An 18,021-nucleotide genomic window follows, 5' to 3' on the forward strand; every position below is an offset into this window, starting at 1 on the left:
CGGCGGTGCGCTGGACCGCCGCCGGATGAACCGCGGCTAGCGCGCCTTGAGCTTGGCGAACGACTGGTGAAAGTCCGCCGCCCAGCCGTCGATGACGTTTTTCACGTCCTCGGCCTTCATCACCTGGCTGTCATTCGCCAGGGGCTTGCCGGTGCCCTTGCGCACCACCTGGGCAATCACCTGGCCGCTGCTGCCATCGAGAAACACCGCCTCGGTGCCGAGGGTGGTCTGCTGGTCGCGAATCCCGGCGGCGGTGCTCACCGCCGCCGCCACCAGCGCCACGGGAATCACTTCATAGGGTTTCAGGCCTTCGGTCTTGCTGCTGACCGCAGTGATTGCCGCCCGGACCACCACCACGCCCGGACCGGGGCCCTGGGCCAGGGGCAGGCTGCGGGCCGCCTCGCGCCTGAGGGCCTGGTCGTAGTACTGATTGATCGCGTTGAGGGTGCTCTGGGGAATCTTCGTCGTGGCCTGGGGCCGAGGGTAGAACTGGGTGGATTCGATATAGATGGCCCGGTACCGGCTGACATCCAGCTTGGGATCGATCCAGCGCATCACCTCCACCCCGGAGGGCGACTTGGCCTCCTTGAGCCGGCTGTAATCCTGGAGAAACCCGGAATACTCGTCGGGCTGAGTCAGGTTGCTGGAGCAGCCGACCAGTGCCAGGGAGGCCAGGCACGCCGTGCCAATCATCAGTACAAGCTTCATGGGTAACTCCTGTAGGTGAAGCAGCCAGGAACTGGCCAGGGGGAGTTACAGGTATAGCCAAGGCCGATCGGCGAAGGCGTGTTTTTTATCGGCCACTGCCCCGGGCGACCTGGAGCGCCCTCGCGCCTTCAAGGACGTCAGCCAGGCGCGAGACTCGCAGGCCCTTTCGCCGGCAAGCCGGCTCCTGCAGGGCAAACCGCGTGGCGTAAAACCCGCAGGAGCGGGTGCTACTCAGGCCGGCGCAAGGTTCGCCGGCCCCTTGGCCGGCAAGCCGGCTCCTGCGCCAGGGCGGTCAGCGGCGGCGGAACAAGGGGCGCGGCTCGATCACCGAACGGCCATACAGCACGCTCATGCCCGCCAACCCTTTGAGGGCATCCAGGGCGCATTTGTCTTCGCGCACGGCAAAGCTGTCGAAGCCGCATTGGCGCATGTGGCTGAGCTGGTCGCGCAGCACGTCGCCGATGGCGCGCAACTCGCCCATCCAGCCCAGCCGCGTGCGCAGCAGGTAAGCCTGGCTGTAGCCCCGGCCATCGCGAAAGCTCGGGAAGTCCACGGCAATCAGCGGGATCAGCTTGAGCCAGGGCTTGAGGCTTTCCACCTCGTCGTCCGGCCCGATCCACACCCCGTCCCGGGCCGGGTGATGCTCGATACGGCGCATCAGCCACAGAGCCAGGGGCAGGATCAACGGCCCCTCGGGCAGCGCCTCGTCGACTTCGCGCACCAGGCTCCAGGCATCGTCCTCCACCAACTGGGCTTCACCTTCATGCAGACGCAGCAGATTGTTCATGCCAGCGCCTCCGCAGCCTTGGGATAGACCCGCTCCTTGAACGGCTCCAGGCCGATGCGCTGCAGGGTGTCGACGAAGGGTTCGTCGCTTTCGCGGTAACGCACGAAGGTGGCGATGATGCGTTCGATCACCTCGGGAATTTCCTCGGCGCTGAAGGACGGGCCGATCACCTTGCCCAGGGCGCTGTCCGTGCCCTTGGCGCCGCCCAGGGTGACCTGGAACCACTCGCTGCCGTTCTTGTCGACCCCGAGGATGCCGATATTGCCGATGTGGTGGTGGCCGCAGGCATTCATGCAGCCGGAAATATTCAGGCTGATGTCCCCCAGGTCGTGGAGGTAGTCCAGGTCGTCGAAACGCTGCTGGATGGCCAGGGTAATCGGCAGCGAGCGAGCGTTGGCCAGGGCGCAGAAGTCGCCGCCCGGGCAGGCGATGATGTCGGTCAGCAGGCCGACGTTGGCGGTGCCCAGGCCGTGCTCAGAGGCCCGCTGCCACAGCTCGAACAACTGCGACTTGGGCACATCCGGGAGGACGATGTTCTGTTCATGGGCGATGCGGATCTCGCCGAAACCGAAGCGCTCGGACCAGTCGGCCACTGCCTCCATCTGCTGCCCGGTGACGTCCCCCGGCGGCGAGCTGGGCCCCGGCTTGGTCGACAGCACCACGCAGGTGTAGCCCGGCACCTTGTGCGGGTGCACATTGCGCGCCACCCAGCGGGCGAAGGCCGGCGACTCGGCCAGGTGACTGCCGTAGTCCAGGTCGGTGTCCGCCAGGCGCTCGTAGATCGGCGGCACAAAGGCGCTGGCTACCCGCTGGTACTCCTCGTCGGTGAGCTGCGCCGGACCGTCCTTGAGGTGCTGCCACTCCTCCTCCACTTCCTTGGCGAAGGCCTCGATGCCCAGGGCCTTGACCAGGATCTTGATCCGCGCCTTGTACTTGTTGTCGCGCCGGCCGTAGCGGTTGTAGACCCGCAGCACCGCCTCGACATAGGACAGCAGATGCTGCCAGGGCAAGCCGTCGCGGATCTGCAGGCCGAGGATCGGCGTGCGCCCCAGGCCGCCACCGACGATCACCCGCAGCAGCATCTGGCCACGGCGGTCGCGGTACAGGTACAGACCGATGTCATGCATCATGATCGCCGCGCGGTCCTGCCTGGCCGAGCAGATGGCGATCTTGAACTTGCGCGGCAAGAACAGGAATTCCGGGTTGATGGTGGACCACTGCCGGAGGATCTCGGCCAGCGGGCGCGGGTCCAGGTATTCATCGGCGGCGACCCCGGCGAAGGCCTCGGTGGTGATGTTGCGCACGCAGTTGCCGGAAGTCTGGATGGCGTGCATCTCGACCTCGGCCAGACGCTGCAGGATGTCCGGCACCTGGGCCAGCTCGATCCAGTTGAACTGCAGGTTCTGCCGGGTGGTGAAATGGCCGTAGCCGCGGTCGAAGTCCCGGGCGATGCTGGCCAGGGTGCGCATCTGCCGGGCACTCAGGGTGCCGTAGGGAATCGCCACCCGCAGCATGAACGCATGCTTCTGCATATAGAGGCCGTTCTGCAGGCGCAGAGGCAGGAACTCCTCCTCGCTCAGCTGGCCGCCCATGAAGCGCTCGACCTGATCGCGAAACTGTGCCACCCGCTCAAAGACCAGGGCCCGGTCATATTCGTCGTACTGATACATATCCCTACCTCATCGAAACTGGTCGTGCTCTAACGGCGCGTGCTGTGAGGGGGCGACTATGCGCGTGCGGCGCAGAACGTTACAGATTCAGGTAAAAACTAAAAAACCATATCAGCCATCACGGCGATCCCGTATACGCGAGATAAATCTGATCCGTATTAATGCAGTTTTTCTGAGCCTGTTTTGTTTCCCCGCTGATTCCTACAGTGCACCCCGTGCCAGACCGGGTGGCCTGGCAAGACTTTGCAACCGTGGAAGCATTGACCATGAACTCAGCAACAATCGGACAGGCTTACAACTACAAGGTGGTTCGCCAATTCGTCGTCGCAACCGTGGTATGGGGCGTGATCGGCATGGCCATGGGGGTGTGGATCGCCTCGCAACTGGTGTGGCCGGAGATGAACCTCGATCTGCCCTGGAGCACCTTCGGCCGCCTGCGGCCGCTGCACACCAGCCTGGTGATCTTCGGCTTCGCCGGCAGCGCCCAGTTCGCCGCCAGCTACTACGCCGTACAGCGCACCTGCCAGGTACGGCTGTACTCCGACACCCTCGCCGCCTTCACGTTCTGGGGCTGGCAGTCGGTGATCGTGATCATGCTGATCACCCTGCCCCTGGGCTACACCACCACCAAGGAATACGCCGAGATCGAATTCGCCGGCGCGGTGTGGATGGCGGTGGTCTGGGTAGCCTACGCGATCGTCTTCTTCACCACCGTGGTGCGGCGCAAGAGCCAGCACATCTATGTCGGCAACTGGTTCTTCGGCGCCTTCATCCTGGTGATCGCCATGCTCCACGTGGTCAACCACCTGTCGATCCCGGTGGACTGGTTCAAGTCCTACCCGGTGTATTCCGGGGCCACCGACGCCATGGTCCAGTGGTGGTACGGGCACAACGCCGTGGGCTTTTTCCTGACCACGGGCTTTCTCGGGATGATGTACTACTTCGTGCCCAAGCAAGTGGGACGCCCGGTGTACTCCTATCGCCTGTCCATCGTGCACTTCTGGGCGCTGATCACCCTGTACATCTGGGCCGGCCCGCACCACTTGCACTACACCGCGCTGCCGGACTGGGCCCAGTCCCTGGGCATGGCCATGTCGCTGATTCTCCTGGCCCCCAGCTGGGGCGGCATGATCAACGGCATGATGACCCTCTCCGGGGCCTGGCATAAGTTGCGCACCGACCCGATCCTGCGGTTCCTGGTGCTGTCCCTGGCGTTCTACGGCATGTCCACCTTTGAAGGCCCGATGATGGCGATCAAGACCGTCAACGCCCTCTCCCACTACACCGACTGGACCATCGGCCACGTTCACGCCGGGGCCCTGGGCTGGGTGGCAATGATCACCTTCGGCGCCATCTACCACATGGTGCCCAAAGTATTTGGTCGCGAGCAGATGTACAGCATCGGCCTGATCAACACCCACTTCTGGCTCGCCACCATCGGCACAGTGCTCTACATCGCCTCGATGTGGGTCAACGGCATCACCCAGGGCCTGATGTGGCGTGCGGTCAACGAAGACGGCACCCTCACTTACTCCTTCGTCGAGGCCCTGGTGGCCAGCCATCCGGGGTTCGTGGTGCGTTTTGCCGGTGGCGTGTTCTTCCTCAGCGGCATGCTGCTGATGGCCTACAACACCTGGCGCACCGTACGCGTGGCCGATGAAAAACTGGCCCTGAGCGACGCGCAGATCGCCTGACCCAACCAGTCCACGCCGGTCCCAGTGACCGGCGTTTTTTTTCAGGGAGCCGGACGACCGATGGATATTCTGTTCAACCTGCTGGGGGTGGCGTTTCTCTACCTCTGCATCGAGTACTGCCTGCGCCACCAGAGCGCCAAGAGCCTGGATGACGCCAGCCTGATTCCCTTTGCCGATGATCCCGACGTGGCCCGCCGGGTGGAGTTGGCCACGGGTAAGAAGATCAATGCCGTGGCGCCGGAAGAGCCCAAGCCGGGATGGATCAACCTGGACATGTAATGCACTCCGTAGGAGCCGGCTTGCCGGCGAAGAGGCCCGCAAGACGTGCACATGACCGGTGGCCGCTTTCGCTGGCAAGCCAGCTCCTACAGTTGCCGGCGCTGCGTGTTGCCCCGTAGGAGCCGGCTTGCCGGCGATCGCTTTCGCCGGCGAGCCGGCGCCTACATCAGGCGCGCTCGCGGGGGATCAGGCTCTGCAATTGGGCGGCCAGAAAGTTACCGTCGAAAACGAAGGTGTCAGGGTCCTTGAGGCCATTGGTCTTGCGCCATTGCCAACTGCCGGAGGCCTCGCCCACCAGGGAAACACTGCCCAGGCGCGCCGCCGTCAGGCCGATCACCGCCAGGGATATCTGTCCATTGGCCCCCATCACATCCGGGACGAACTCCACCGGCTTGCCCGCAATGGTGATGGTCAGTTTCTCGCTGTTGAAGGTGGAGCTTTGCACCGGCAATGCCGCGCTGAAGGCCACATAAGGCTCGCGATGCAGCTCCAGCAGGTCCGGCTGCAGCACCGGTGCCAGCCACTCTTCAATCTGCCCGAACAGCTCATGAATACGCCGGGCCCAGACCAATGACTGGCTGTCGAACAGCTGCTTCTTGTGGGCTTCGCTGGCGGCATAGTGCCGGAGCATCTCGCCCAATTGCTGGATATCGTCCATTGCGGTGTGTCCCTGGCATCGACCCTTGGGAACTGCAGGTCGCCGGTATTGATCATGGCAGATGCCGGTGCCGGGCGTTGGGGTGTTTACCCCAGGGCCGGCCCGTTCCTCTAGCCGCTGGCGTCGGCGGGCATGGCACCGGCCTTGCCCCGCCATGTCGCTGCGGGCCGTTTACTGCCCGCGGCTGGGATACCGGACAGGTGCAGGGAGACACGAGTGAAAACGCAGCCGGTACTGGCGCGGGGTCAGGCCGAGGCTTTTGCGCAAGGCGCTGCCCAGGTGCGATTGGTGGGCAAAGCCGCTGTCGTGGGCAATGGCCGCCAGCGGCAGGTCCGTGCGCTCCAGCAAGCGCCGGGCTGCCTGCAGCCGCACCTCGGTGATCCAGGCATGGGGCGTCATGCCGACGGCGCGGCGAAAGTCCCGCAGCAGTCGCAGTTCGTTGTGACCGTAAGTGAGTGCCAATTGCGCCAGGGACAAGGGCTGGGCGTACTGGTCGACCATCTGCTCCAGCACCTGCCCCAGCCGTGGTAGCGGCGCCGTGGAAATGCGGCGGGACTGGGACAGGCCGACAAAGGCCAGGGCACAGTGCTCCAGGGCCAACTCATCGGTGGCAGGCGCCAACAACAGGCGCCGGGCCTCACGCCCCAGGGCCAGGGCCTCGGCATGCCCCGAACTCTGCAGACGGCGCTCGCCGGGGATCAGCGGCGTCCGCGCCTGCCAGCGCGCCAGCAGGTATTCACCACCACGGGCCGACTCGGAAAACACCTCGACGCCCTGGGGCGTCAGGGCCAGGGTGCCGGGCCAGGTGTCAAAATCCTCACGCCGATCGGAATCGATGGCATGCACCCCGCGCTGGCGCTCCAGGGCGACCCCCAAAGTCTGCCACTGCACCGGATCACGGGCGCTGTAGGCCGCGGCCGGCAGCAGTTGCAGCAGCAAGCGACCGTCCAGCAGGCGATGTTCGAGCACCTGGGGCATGTGAAATTTCCTGATAGATCGCCACCGGTGGCGGCGTGAAACTGAGGCTTACCCAACAGCACCACAGAGGAGATGCCCATGCGCACCATCGGCCTGATTGGCGGCATGAGCTGGGAGTCCAGCGCCGAATACTATCGCCTGATCAATCAGCAGGTCCGCGATCAATTGGGGCCGCTGCGCTCGGCGCGGTTGCTAATGTACAGCGTCGACTTCGGGCCTGTCGAACAGGCCCAGCATGCCGGGCGCTGGGATGAAGCGGCGCGGATTCTGATAGACGCCGCCCAGCGCTTACAGGACGGCGGCGCCGAGTGCCTGGTGCTCTGCACCAACACCATGCACAAGGTGGCCGAGCAGATTCAGGCGGCCACTGCCGTGCCCTTCCTGCATATTGCCGACCCCACGGCCCGGGCCGCTCTGGCGGCCGGCACCCTGAACGTCGGGCTGCTGGGCACCGCCTTCACCATGGAGCAGGAGTTCCTCAAGAGCCGCCTGAGCCAACAAGGACTGAATGTGCTGGTGCCCGATGCGCAGGAGCGCCAGGCGGTGCACCGGATCATCTATGAGGAATTGTGCGTGGGGATCATCAGCGACGCGTCGCGCCGGGTGTACCAGCAGGTGATCGAATCACTCAGGGCCCGTGGTGCCCAGGCCATCATCCTCGGCTGCACGGAAATCGGCCTGCTGCTCAAACCCGAGCACAACCCCCTGCCCCTGCTCGACACCACCGAACTGCATGCCCGGGCGGCGGTGGATTTCGCTTTGCGGGAGTGAACGTCAAGGCACCTGAGGCCTTGCTTGGCGATCGCCTGACGGACCTCGGGCGGCCTGAAGATCCCTGCGTCTCCTGCGTCGGAATGCCGCCCAAGCCGTTCGCAGCCTGCGGCAGCGGCTACACAAACCCGGCATCAACGACGCAAGCGCGCCATGCTCAGCACATCGACATAACCGCCGTCGCGTACGGCGTAGTCGCGCAGTTGGCCTTCGGTCTCGAAGCCGAATTTCTGGTACAGCGCAATGGCAGCCTGGTTGTCGGCATACACCGTCAACTCCACCCGGCGCAGGTTCATCCAGTTGTCGGCCACCTCCAGCACCGCCGCCAGCAGCCGGCTGCCGACGCCCTGGCGCTGCCAGGCCGGGGACACGCCCATGGCCACGTCCGCGCAATGGGCGCGACGCACCCGCGCCACCTGGCTCAGGCTGCAACTGCCGATCACCGCGCCCTGATGCAGCGCCACCAGGGCCACCAGCCCTTCATTTTCCTGCCCCGGTCCGACCCGCTTGCGCCACAACTCGCGGGACTGATAAGGCAGTAACAGGGTCTGGGCGGCCACGCTGGGCTCGCTGTACAAAGCGGCGAGGCCATCGATATGGGCTTCGGTGCAACGCTCGATAACGATAGTGGGATTGGCGTTAGGCATGGCCAGTCTTCCTTGAAGTGGAAATGGCCATCGAGTGTAAGGGCATGAGCCTCTGCATGACGAGGGGGATGCTCGCCCGCAATAGCTGGCCTGCCAGCGAAGGCGTCGGCAGATCCGGCGCCTAGGCGAAGGCGGATCAGGCGAACCAGTCCTCTCGCTCGCTGAAGGTATTGAGGATCAGCTCCACCAGTTGCTGCACCTGTTCCTCATGCTCCACCCGGGCATTCACCGCCAGCCAGGCGCGGCGCTGCATGCTGTCCTGGAACAGCCCCGGCAAGGCGGTCAGGCCGCGGTCGAAGTGGCTCATGTACCGCGGCAGCAAGCCAATGCAGGCGCTGCAACGGATCATCTCCAGCATCAGTTCATAGGAGTGCACCTGCACCACCCCGCCCAGGCGCTGTTCCACCAGGCTGTTCCAGGGCCGGAACGGCTCTACCTGACGGTCGTGCTGCCACTGCACCAGCATGTAGTCGCTGAGGTCGTCGAGGCTGTCGGGACGCGCCGCCACCCGTGAGTAGCGCTTGGCGATGTGCGGCAGGTAGTCGATGCGCGCCAGGGGCACGGGTTCGCCAGTGGCGAAGCTGGGACCCGGCAGCGGCGAGTCTTCGGCCGCCAGCCACAGCACCAGGTCGGCGCTCAGGGCCTGCAGGGACAGGTCGCTGTCGATAGAGATGATCTCCAGACGCGCGCTGGCGTTGCGCCGCAGCAAGGCGATCAGGTCGCGGCCGAGGATGTCGTGGAGGATGGTTTGCGCCACGGCCAGGCGAATCAACGGCTGCTCCACCACCGGCAGCCGACGCTGGTGCGCCAGGGCCAGTAACTGGCCCTGCAGTTGCAGGCCTTCGCGGCTCAGGCTCAGGACATTGCCCTGATAACAGAACAGCGAACGGCGCAGGTGCTCTTCCAAAAGCGCCAGTTGCTTGCGCAACAGCGTGGCCTTGATGTTCAGGCTGCGCGCCGCCTGCATAAAGCAGCCGCAGCGGGCACTGACCAGAAAATACTGGGCAACCTCGGGATCGATCCCGGCGGCCAGGGCCAGCCAGGCCTCGCGGGGTTCCTGAGGTGCGATGTAGGGGGCTACCCCCTGAAGTGGAGCGGGTTCGAGAAATGCCATCGGTGACTCCCTGTCTTGTTGACTGTTGCTTCCTTGACTGGCGGGCGTTGGGGCCGGTGAGATCGCCTTCGCTGGCCAGCCGGCGCCGACGTTTGCCCGATGCTGCGTGTTGCCCCGTGGGTGCCGGTTTGCCGGCGAAGAGGACCGTGAGATCGCTTTCGCTGGCCAGCCAGCTCCTACAGCTTGTCCTCCAGGACCTGATTCAACACGGCGCCATCGATGCTCAGGGTCGCGGTGTTGAGCATGCCTTCCAGGTAGGCCTTGGCGATCTGTTCCTGGCGCTGGGCGCGCAGGGCCTGGGTCAGGCGCTCGCGCAACTCGTCCAGGGTCGCGGTGCGCGCCGGTTGCTGTTCGGTGAGCTTGAGCACGTGGAATCCCGCCGCGCTCTGCACCACCTCGGAGACGCCACCGACCTTGAGCCGGGCCACGGCGCTGCGCACTTCCGGCACCAGTTGCTGCAAAGGTTGCAGCCCCGAGTCGCCGCCGCGCTGGGCGCTATCGCGGTCCTGGGAGTACTGCGCCGCCAGCGCGGCGAACTCTGCCGGCGCGGCCTGGGCCTTACGGCTCAACTCCTGGGCCTGGCGCCGTACCGGCTCGACAGCCTGCGGGTCGGTGACGGCGAGAAAGATCTGGCTGACCCGGTACAGCGGCGGGGTCATCCAGGCCGCCTTGCCGCTGTCATAGGCCTGCTGCAATTCCGCCGCGCTGGGGTAGTCCGCCGGGACCTGGCTGACCGACTGCAGGTAGTCGCGAAACACGATCTGCTCGGTGGCGGCGCGGGTCTGCCGCTCCACCTCCGGGCGCTGGCGCCAGCCCTGGGCATCGGCCTGTTCCAGCACGGCCTTTTCTGCCAGTCGCGAGCGAATCCAGGCTTCCAGCGCCGGGCGGTTGCCACGCAATTGCCCCCGGGACTCCTCGGGCAGGCTGGCGAACAGCGCCTTGAGTTCCTCGGCCGCCACCTGCTGATTGCCCAGGCGCGCCACGGTCGGTGTTGTCGCCAGTGACTGTTGCAGCACGGCCGGTGCCGACTGCTGCGCCGCCACCGGGTCGTTGCCCGGGCGCAGGGCCAGCCCCAGCGCCAGGCCAAGCAGGGTCAGTGCCCCGGCACCGACCACCAGGGTCGGCTTTTTCACAGGCTCACCGCCTCTTCACGGGGTTGCTCCGCCGACGTCTGAGGCTGCTCGGCCTGGGCCTGCAATTGGGCCGCCTGCTGGCTGTATTCGCGCAGGTAGACGATGAACTCCTGCAGCAACCGATCCCACAGTTCCAGCTGGCTGCGCAGGTGAGTCTCGCCGACCCCGGCCACCACAACGTCCATCTCCATCACCAGGAACTCGCCCTGCAGCGACAGCCGGGCAAAGCGCCGCGAGGCGTTCCACAGCTCCGCCAGCCCCGCCGGCAGCTCGCCCTGCACCCGCAGGGCGCAGCTGTAGGTGAAGTCCACGTAGTGCCCGGCCTCGCTGCCCGGGTTGCCGAAGCGCACGGCATAGCCGATGCCCTGGCTGGCGCTGAGCAGTTGCACGATGCCGTTCTGTTCGGTCTGGTTGACCCGGTAGCCGGCGCCTTGCAGCAGGTCGGTGAGGCTGTCGGTGGTGACGCTGGTAATCAAAGTCATGGTCATCTCTTCCCTGGTGATCAGTGGGTGCTCGCCGCCCGCGGGGCGTCGAACTGGGTCTGGTAAAGCTCGTCGCCAAAACCCTGGGCCAGCTCTTCGAACTTGACCCGGGCCTTGCCGGCGAAGGGCTGGCGGATGTTCACCACCTCGGCCACGTCGATCTTTTCGTAGGCCGTCAGAATCTGTTTGGCGATGCCGTACATCTGCTGATTCTTGACCGCGCATTGCTGCACTTGTGTGTCACGTTCGCTCAATTGCGCCTGCAATTTCGCCCGCTCGGCTTCCTTGCCCCGGGCCAGCACCAGCAAGTCTTCGTAGGCTTTCTTGAACTTGCCCACCTGCTCGCTGCTGGCCGCCGCCTGGGCTTGGGCCTGGCTTTGCAGGTTCTGCTGCTGGCCGGCCAGTTGCTCGGCCACGCCGCGGGTCTTGGCCAGCTCGGAGGTCAATTGCTTGACCTCGGCCTGGGCTTGCTTGGCCGCGTTCTCGGCGGCGATCCGCGCGGCCGTGGCCTGGGCCTGCTCGCTTTGCAGGGCCTGCAACTGCTGGGTGGTGCTGCGCAGTTGGGTGCGCAGGCGTTCCTCCATGCCTTCGGCGCTAGCACTGGCGCTGGCCAGCACGCCCCAGGCCACTAACAGGCTGACCGCCCCTGCCCTCGCTCGGCTGTTCATAACCTTCCTCCCTGCACTTAGAAGCGCGTGTTGAGTTCAAGCTGCATCACGTCCACCTCGTAGCGCGGCCCGTAGACTTCCGAGGCGCTCATGTAGCGGGCCGTCGCGTAGATGTTCTTGTCGATGCCGTAGTTGCCGCCGACGAAATAGCCCTTGGCGTTGGTGCCCCCCAGGTGGAACGAGGAATCGTTGAAGCCATCGGGCAAGGCATCGGGCTGGATGTACTTGTAGCCAGCCAGCAGGTTCCAGTCGCCGGACTTCTTCATCTCCAGGGCGTTGCCCAGGGTGAACTGCACCAGCAGCGCATTGCCGCCACTTTCAAACTGGCCGTTGCGGTTGATGTTGTTGACGATCTCGCCTTCGCTGCGCTTGAGCATCTCGCCCTTGTCGTAGGCCAGGTTGCGGATGTAGTTGGTCTGGCTGCGCAGGTGCAGGTCGTCCGGCAGCTCGGTGTCCCAGGCCAGGTTCAGGTCAAGCACGTCGAACTTCGAGGCCAGGCCGACGTACTGCGGCTGCGGGGTCAGGCCCGGGGTGGCCGGGTTGGGGGTGATGTCGCGCAGCAGGAACACGCTGTTGCCCTTCTGCATGAAGGCCACGCGCGAGCCGTCGGTGTCGCAGCCCGGGGCCCCGGCCCAAGGCGCACAAGGGCTGGAGCGCTGGCCTTCGATGTCGTCGAAACGGTAGTAGGCCAAGGCGCCTTTGAGGCTGTTGCTGCGGTTGATCTTCCAGTTGGCGCCGATCTGCCCGCCGAACAGCCACTTGGTGTCGCTCTCGTTCTTGTCGAAGCCGTTGCTGGTGGCGGTGTCGTTGGTGTACTCCACCGGGAACACGCCGAGGGTGCCGAACAGGCCCCAGTCGCTGCTGAGCTTGTGGTTGAACAGCGCCGCCACGCCGTCGAAGTTCAGGTCGTTGGAATACAGCATGTCGGTGGAATAGAACGGGTTGGCAAAGCGCCCGCCGGTGAGGGTCAGGTCCTGGCTGGCCTTCCAGGTCAGGTAGCCCTGGTCGAGCCAGATGTCCTTCTTGCCAAAGCCGCCGCCCAGGGTCTGGGTGGTGGACACCGGGTTGTTGTCCGAGCCGGTGCCGATGCGGATACCGGCGGTCCATTCCGGCGAGATCACCGCCTTCATGCCCAGGCGCGCCCGCAGGCGGAACAGGTTGTCGCGGTCTTCGCGGCTGTTGAGCAAGGGCGGCAGCTTGCTGTTGGTGTCCTTGTTGACGTCGTAGGGGCCGCTGTCGTTGAGCTTGGCGTAATCGACGATCTCGTTGCTGTTGTTGTCGGCAAAGAACCGCGATTCCTCGCGCAGGCGGATGTCGCCGTCAAAGCTGATGCGCGACACCCAGTCCGGAAAGGTGTTGGGCTGGGCCCAGTTTTCCTGCTTGGCGGTGGCCATGACCTCGGCCTTGACCTGATCGCGGATCTGCTCGCGAACGATCGCCGGTACGTATTGCACCCGCACATCCCCCGGCGCCGCCGCGGGGCCAGGGGCCGCCACGACGGTGGCGGCGCTGGCCTGCCGGGCCTGCTGGGCCTCCTGCTCGGCCTGGGCAATCAGCGCCTCGGCCTTGGCCTGCGGCAGTACCCCCTGCTGCACCAACAGACGGATCAGGTTGATCGTGGCGTTCTCCGAAGGCGCGGCGGCAGCCGCGGCCTGTCCGGCCAGGGTCAGGGCGACCATGCCGAGCGCCAGGGTCAATCGATTCACGGTGGAAATCATCTGCACACAACTCCTGTAGAAACTGCAAATAGGGGTTCGCTCATTCCGGGCGCCGGCCCTTGAGGGACAGGCGCACCGGCAAGGTCAGGGACGCCGGCATACGTTCTTTCAGGCGCGGCGTGGCCCGCAGCGCCGCCAGCACCTGCTGGTCGGTCTCGGGGTTGCCGCTGGAGCCGGCCAGTTCGGCGCGGGTCACTTGGCCGTCGGCGCCGAGCCACAGGTCCACCTGCAGCGCATAGGCCTTCTTGCGCAGCTCCGGGTCCTCGCGCAGCACCCGTTGAAAGGTCGCCGCCAGGTACTGTTTGTAGGTGCCGGTGCCCAGCCCGCCGCCACCGGCGCCGGCCATGCCGCCGCCCTTGCCGGCACCGACGTTGAAACCGTCGTTGCCGGCCTGGGCGTCGCCATCGATCTGCATCGGGTTGGCCAGGTCATCCGCCGGCGAAGGTGGTGCTTCCTCCTCCGGCTTGACCTCCTCGGGGGTCGGCGTGGGTTCGGGTTCCGGGATCTTTTCTTCCACCGGCTCCGGCTCCTTGGGTTTTTCCGGCGGCGGTGGCGGCGTTTCCGGCGGTGGCGGCAGCGGGATGATGGTTGGCACTTTGGGCGCCTCCCGGCGCACCCCGGCCATGTCATTGGCCCACTGCCACAAAAACCAGGCGGCCACGGCCCCCAGCAGCAATCCGGCGCCCCACTTCAGCAGCTGCACGGCTCGCGGTTTGTTCTGCACCGGAGGCAGTTCGATGGGTTGTTGTGCAGTCATGGCTCAGCCCTGGCTCGGTTTGCCGGTGACCAGGCCGACCTGGGACAACTCCAGGCGGCGCAGCAGGTCGAGGACTTCGATGACCTTCTGGTACTGCACCGTGGCATCGCCACGGACGATGATCGGGAAGTCCGGGTTCTGCGCCTTCTCGATGCGCAGGCGCTCTTCCAGCTCGCCCAGGGTCACCGGGTAGGCATCGAGAAACACCTGACCACCGTCGTTCACCGAAATGGCCTTGGTCTTGGCCTCGGACAGCGACACCGAGGCACTGGCCTTGGGCAAGTGGATCTGGATGCCCGAGACCTGGGCGGTGGCGGTGAGGATGAACATCACCAGCACCACCATCAGCACGTCCACCAGGGGCGTGATGTTGATGCTGTCGACGGCGGCGTCGTCTTCGTCGTCATGGGAGGCGTTCACGGAAGCCATGGCAGTTCTCCTCAGGCCGGAACCGACGCGTTGCTGTGACTGACCCGCCAGTGGGCGTTCTCGCTGTGCTGGCTCTCGCCATGCAGCTCCGCCAGCCGGGTGATGAACTCGTCGACGAACACCCGCATGTCGGCACCGACTTCCTTGTTGCGGGTGATCAGGCGGTTGTAGCCAAACAGCGCCGGAATCGCGACGAACAGGCCCATGGCGGTGGCCAGCAAGGCCGCGGCCATGCCCGGGGCGATGGCGTTGATGTTGACGTCACCGGCCATGGCGGTGCCGAGGAACACCACCATGATCCCCAGCACCGTGCCCAACAGGCCGATGTAGGGGCCGCCGGCAATGGCGTTGGACAGGGTCGAGAGCTTGGAACTCAGCTGCTGGTTTTCCCGGGTGCGCACGCCATCCATGGAGCAGCGGATGGCTTCGATGGTGGCCGCCGACACCGAGGAGGTATCGGCGCCCTGCTCGCGGCGGGTGCGGATCTCTTTCACCGCCACCAGGTACAGGCGCCACAGCGAGGAGTGCTCCAGGCGATTGGCCAGGACCTGATCGTCGGCGAACATCTCCAGGCGGGTGCCGACCTTGGCGAACTGCTCGCGGAACAGCGCATTGGCGGCGCTGACCCGGCCGACCATGCGGTTCTTGCGCAGCATGATCACCCAGGACTGGATCATCATCCCCACCAGCACCAGGATGATCACCCAGGCATCCACCGGCACCGCCTTGAGCAGGAAGCCCAGGCTGCCGAAACCAAAACCCGACTGCTCTTCATCGACGCCATAGACCACCAGCTTCGACTCGGCGCCCTGGGCGCTGGCATCGGCCAGGATCAATGCCGCCGGACGCGCCACCTTGGACAGGCGCAGCTCGTCCAGGGCGCCGGTGAATGGCAGGAAGTGGCTGGCCTCGGCCCCGGCGACCGCGGGCAAATCGGCACCGATGGCCATGACCGAATTGAAGGTCGGAATGGCCTGGGCCAGGCTCGCGGTTTCCCGGCCATTGACGTACAGCGCCAGCCGGCTGCCCTCGCCGCTCAGGGCCAGGTGCTGCCACTGCCCCGGGTTCAGCGGCTGGGTGGAGGCGGCGCGCTGGCCGTCCACTTCGACGAAGGGCATGCCCTGGTTGATGCCGATCAGCAAGCTGCCGGCGCCTTCGCGGCGGGCCAGCAGCAGTTGTTCGCCGCTGGCCTGATCCAGGCGCACCCAGGCGCTGAAGCTGAAGGCGCCGCCGGCGTTGTGCTGCAGCGACGGGCTGGCCGGCAGCAGCAGCGGTTGGCCGCTGAACTGCAAGGCCCGGCCGATGACCCCGTCAATCGCCGCGCCGGTGGCGTTCTGCGCGGTGTTGCCGTAGGCCGTGGTGTCTTTGGCCGGCGTGCCGTTGCTGCCGTCGAAGTGGTAGATCGCGGTGTAGCTGGGGTCGAAGGTCAACTGGCCATTGGCGGTGCTCGGCGCCTTCTGGTTGCCGTAGTACATCCAGATGTCCTGGCGCTGGCCGCCTTCGACCTTGGGCACATCGACCCAGATCAGCGCCATGCCCATCAGCGGGTCGAAGCTTTCGATCTGGTGATTGAGCACGGTCTTGTCATCGGCGGCGACAAAGCGCAGGTCGGCGCCGTCTTCCTTGACCCCGTCGAAGGTGAAGTTGCCGGTGTGCAGGCGCACCAGCAGCGCGGTGCGGCCCAGGGCCTCGTTGATGGCGGCGCCCTGGGGCGTGGTGTCCACGCTGATCTGCTTGCGGTAATGCCAGTCGTCCTGCCACCAGGCATGGGCCGTGGCCGGGAGCACGAAGCCCAGGCAGATCAACAGGCTCAGGAATAAGCGTTGCATGGGAAGGGTCTCCGTAAAGTCAGAACGTCGCTTGCACGCTGAAGTGCAGGCGCGGGTCGTATTTCTGGGTGTTGGGGCCGTCTTTGAGCGGGTAGCCCCAGTCGAGGCTGCCGGACAGCCACTTGCTCAAACTGGCGCGGGTGCCCAGGCCAACGCTGGCCAGGCTGTATTGGTCTTCCTGCTCGGGCAGCGGCTCGTGCAGCGACAGGTGCGCGCCTTCGGCAAAGGCGTAGAAACGCCACTCCTGCACGTAGCTGCCGAGGAACTTGGCCAAAGACGGCGTGCGCAGCTCCTGGGAGAACAGATAGCCCTCGTCCCCGGTGCGCTCGGCGGCCAGGTAGCCGCGCACCGACGTAGCGCCACCGGCGGAATACTGCTCGTTGGACACCAAAGGCCCCGAGGCCAGCTGGAAGGCGGTCTTGGACGCCGACTGCCAATCGTTGGCGAAGGTGTAGGTGAAATTCAGGTCGCCCTTGAGCACCGAGAAACTGGCGCTGGCCTCGTCGCGCTTGTAGTGGAACTCCTCGGCGTCGCTGCCGTAGCCGAAGAAGCGCCGGGTGCCGACGATCAGGTTCAGGCCCAGGCCGAGCTGGGATTTTTCGCTGTAGCGGTAGCCGTTGTAGCCAAAGGTCACTGGCGCGTACTTCAGCGGAATCTGGTCGCTGCTACGGCCAAAGCGCATCTCTTCCTCGAAGTCCTTGAAGTCCACCCCCACCGACAGCGAGTTGGCCCAGTTGCCGGCCGCGGGCAAGGTGTAGATCGCCGACACCCCGTAGGAATGGCCCTTGCCCAGCACGTTGCTGCCACCGATGGTGGCGATGTTGCTGTCGGACTGGTAACCGGAGAACTGCAGGGCCCAGCGCTCGCTCAGGGGCGCGGTGTAGGAACCGGACCAGACCTTGGCGTTGTCGGTGTCCTGGGGCGCGGTGAAATAGGTCAGGGAAATGCTGTGGCCCAACTGCCAGAGGTTGTCGTAGCCGACATTGACCACCGTGCGCAGCTTCTCGGTGTCGGCGCTGTAGTCGTTGTTCAGGCCGACGCTGGCGTGCCAGGGGTTCTGGTCTTCCACTTGCAGGTCCACGTCCATGGTCCCCGGGCGCTGGCCTTCGCGCACCAGCGGCATGACCTGGCGCCCGGCGCCACGATTGAGCCCGGCCAGCTGGCTTTGCACCGTGGCAAAGTCCGGCACCTGGCCTTCTTGCAGCGCCGGCACCTGATCGCGGATTTCCACCGGCGAGTAATGCTTGGCCCCCACCACCCGCACCCGGCCGACCTTGGTTTCACTGACCTGCAGATAAACGATGCCGTCCTCGACCTTCTGCTCCGGCAGCTCGACGAACACCGACTGGTAGCCGCGCTCCTGATAGACCTTCTGCAGCGCATCGCGGGCGCCTTCGATATCGGCCAGGGCTTTTTGCGGGCCGAGGAACGGGTACACCGCCTCCTCGATGGCCCGGGCATCGAGCACCGTATTGCCGCGCACGAAGTATTCATTGACGTCCACCAACCGCGCCGCCGTGGCTTCGACCGCAACCGGCTCGCCCTCCTCGGCCTGCACCACTGGCGCCAGCGCCAGCAGCGCCAACCAGCCGCACAACGGCCACCAGCGCCCGCCACTGCCGGGTCGCCCTGATTTGCCCAGATGCTCCACACCGCCCCCTAAAAAACTGAAAATTGGCGCGCGTACGCGCATTGCCGT

18 protein-coding genes are annotated in these 18,021 nt (G+C 65.6%); 3 read left to right on the plus strand and 15 right to left on the minus strand.

Annotation, left to right across the window (positions count from 1 at the left end):
- Positions 1-36: 36 nt before the first annotated feature.
- From GWQ44_RS27875 to GWQ44_RS27885, 3 genes are all read right to left on the minus strand, one after another.
- Positions 37-708 carry a DUF3313 domain-containing protein gene (locus GWQ44_RS27875; protein ID WP_275928779.1) on the minus strand — a complete coding sequence of 224 codons (672 nt, stop codon included), beginning with the start codon at positions 706-708 and terminating at the stop codon, positions 37-39.
- Positions 709-1,000: 292 nt separating this feature from the next.
- The gene (locus GWQ44_RS27880; protein WP_047304598.1) at positions 1,001-1,495 is read right to left on the minus strand and encodes a DUF934 domain-containing protein; all 495 of its coding nucleotides are present in this window, start codon (positions 1,493-1,495) and stop codon (positions 1,001-1,003) included.
- Positions 1,492-3,165: a nitrite/sulfite reductase gene (locus tag GWQ44_RS27885; RefSeq protein ID WP_103742336.1), complete on the minus strand. Its 1,674-nt coding sequence runs from the start codon at positions 3,163-3,165 to the stop codon at positions 1,492-1,494. The genes GWQ44_RS27880 and GWQ44_RS27885 overlap by 4 nt, the downstream gene beginning before the upstream one ends.
- 266 nt (positions 3,166-3,431) lie before the next feature.
- On the opposite strand from GWQ44_RS27885, the gene ccoN reads away from it, so the two are divergent.
- Together ccoN and GWQ44_RS27895 are read left to right on the plus strand one after the other, a co-directional pair.
- Positions 3,432-4,859 carry a cytochrome-c oxidase, cbb3-type subunit I gene (gene ccoN / locus GWQ44_RS27890; RefSeq protein ID WP_275928780.1) on the plus strand — a complete coding sequence of 476 codons (1,428 nt, stop codon included), beginning with the start codon at positions 3,432-3,434 and terminating at the stop codon, positions 4,857-4,859.
- A gap of 60 nt (positions 4,860-4,919) precedes the next feature.
- The gene (locus tag GWQ44_RS27895; RefSeq protein ID WP_060843700.1) at positions 4,920-5,138 is read left to right on the plus strand and encodes a hypothetical protein; all 219 of its coding nucleotides are present in this window, start codon (positions 4,920-4,922) and stop codon (positions 5,136-5,138) included.
- A gap of 166 nt (positions 5,139-5,304) precedes the next feature.
- On the opposite strand, the gene GWQ44_RS27900 is transcribed toward GWQ44_RS27895, so the two are convergent.
- Both GWQ44_RS27900 and GWQ44_RS27905 read right to left on the minus strand, forming a co-directional pair.
- The gene (locus tag GWQ44_RS27900; RefSeq protein WP_179601458.1) at positions 5,305-5,796 is read right to left on the minus strand and encodes a hypothetical protein; all 492 of its coding nucleotides are present in this window, start codon (positions 5,794-5,796) and stop codon (positions 5,305-5,307) included.
- 171 nt (positions 5,797-5,967) lie between these two features.
- A complete protein-coding gene (locus tag GWQ44_RS27905; protein WP_275928781.1) occupies positions 5,968-6,774 on the minus strand; it encodes a helix-turn-helix transcriptional regulator in 807 nt (268 codons plus the stop codon).
- 78 nt (positions 6,775-6,852) lie between these two features.
- Between GWQ44_RS27905 and GWQ44_RS27910 the strand changes: the two genes are divergently transcribed.
- Positions 6,853-7,545 (plus strand): aspartate/glutamate racemase family protein, encoded by a 693-nt coding sequence (locus GWQ44_RS27910; RefSeq protein ID WP_275928782.1) that lies wholly within the window; start codon positions 6,853-6,855, stop codon positions 7,543-7,545.
- Positions 7,546-7,679: 134 nt separating this feature from the next.
- Here GWQ44_RS27910 and GWQ44_RS27915 read toward each other — a convergent pair whose 3' ends face one another.
- The 10 genes from GWQ44_RS27915 to GWQ44_RS27960 all read right to left on the minus strand — a co-directional run bounded on the left by GWQ44_RS27915 (position 7,680) and on the right by GWQ44_RS27960 (position 18,015).
- A complete protein-coding gene (locus tag GWQ44_RS27915; protein ID WP_275928783.1) occupies positions 7,680-8,192 on the minus strand; it encodes a GNAT family N-acetyltransferase in 513 nt (170 codons plus the stop codon).
- A 136-nt stretch (positions 8,193-8,328) separates the two neighbouring features.
- A complete protein-coding gene (locus GWQ44_RS27920; RefSeq protein WP_047304604.1) occupies positions 8,329-9,306 on the minus strand; it encodes a LysR family transcriptional regulator in 978 nt (325 codons plus the stop codon).
- Between the two features lie 176 nt (positions 9,307-9,482).
- The gene (locus tag GWQ44_RS27925) at positions 9,483-10,439 is read right to left on the minus strand and encodes a peptidylprolyl isomerase (protein WP_275928784.1); all 957 of its coding nucleotides are present in this window, start codon (positions 10,437-10,439) and stop codon (positions 9,483-9,485) included.
- Positions 10,436-10,921 carry a YbjN domain-containing protein gene (locus GWQ44_RS27930; protein WP_016965946.1) on the minus strand — a complete coding sequence of 162 codons (486 nt, stop codon included), beginning with the start codon at positions 10,919-10,921 and terminating at the stop codon, positions 10,436-10,438. The genes GWQ44_RS27925 and GWQ44_RS27930 overlap by 4 nt, the downstream gene beginning before the upstream one ends.
- Positions 10,922-10,941: 20 nt before the next feature.
- Positions 10,942-11,589 carry a DNA repair protein gene (locus tag GWQ44_RS27935; protein ID WP_275928785.1) on the minus strand — a complete coding sequence of 216 codons (648 nt, stop codon included), beginning with the start codon at positions 11,587-11,589 and terminating at the stop codon, positions 10,942-10,944.
- 17 nt (positions 11,590-11,606) lie between these two features.
- Positions 11,607-13,307: a putative porin gene (locus GWQ44_RS27940; RefSeq protein WP_275928786.1), complete on the minus strand. Its 1,701-nt coding sequence runs from the start codon at positions 13,305-13,307 to the stop codon at positions 11,607-11,609.
- Between the two features lie 40 nt (positions 13,308-13,347).
- On the minus strand, positions 13,348-14,064 hold the full coding sequence (locus GWQ44_RS27945) for an energy transducer TonB (RefSeq protein ID WP_253165355.1): 717 nt from the start codon (positions 14,062-14,064) through the stop codon (positions 13,348-13,350).
- A 3-nt stretch (positions 14,065-14,067) separates the two neighbouring features.
- Positions 14,068-14,493, minus strand: a complete 426-nt coding sequence (locus GWQ44_RS27950; RefSeq protein WP_011061113.1) for a biopolymer transporter ExbD — start codon at positions 14,491-14,493, stop codon at positions 14,068-14,070.
- Positions 14,494-14,504: 11 nt separating this feature from the next.
- The gene (locus GWQ44_RS27955; protein ID WP_275928787.1) at positions 14,505-16,322 is read right to left on the minus strand and encodes a MotA/TolQ/ExbB proton channel family protein; all 1,818 of its coding nucleotides are present in this window, start codon (positions 16,320-16,322) and stop codon (positions 14,505-14,507) included.
- A 19-nt stretch (positions 16,323-16,341) separates the two neighbouring features.
- Positions 16,342-18,015, minus strand: coding sequence for a ShlB/FhaC/HecB family hemolysin secretion/activation protein (locus GWQ44_RS27960; RefSeq protein ID WP_275928788.1), 1,674 nt, complete (start codon positions 18,013-18,015; stop codon positions 16,342-16,344).
- Between the last annotated feature and the right edge of the window lie 6 nt (positions 18,016-18,021).

It is taken from the genome of Pseudomonas sp. 3MA1 (assembly GCF_029237275.1).
Lineage (GTDB): Bacteria > Pseudomonadota > Gammaproteobacteria > Pseudomonadales > Pseudomonadaceae > Aquipseudomonas > Aquipseudomonas fluorescens_AP.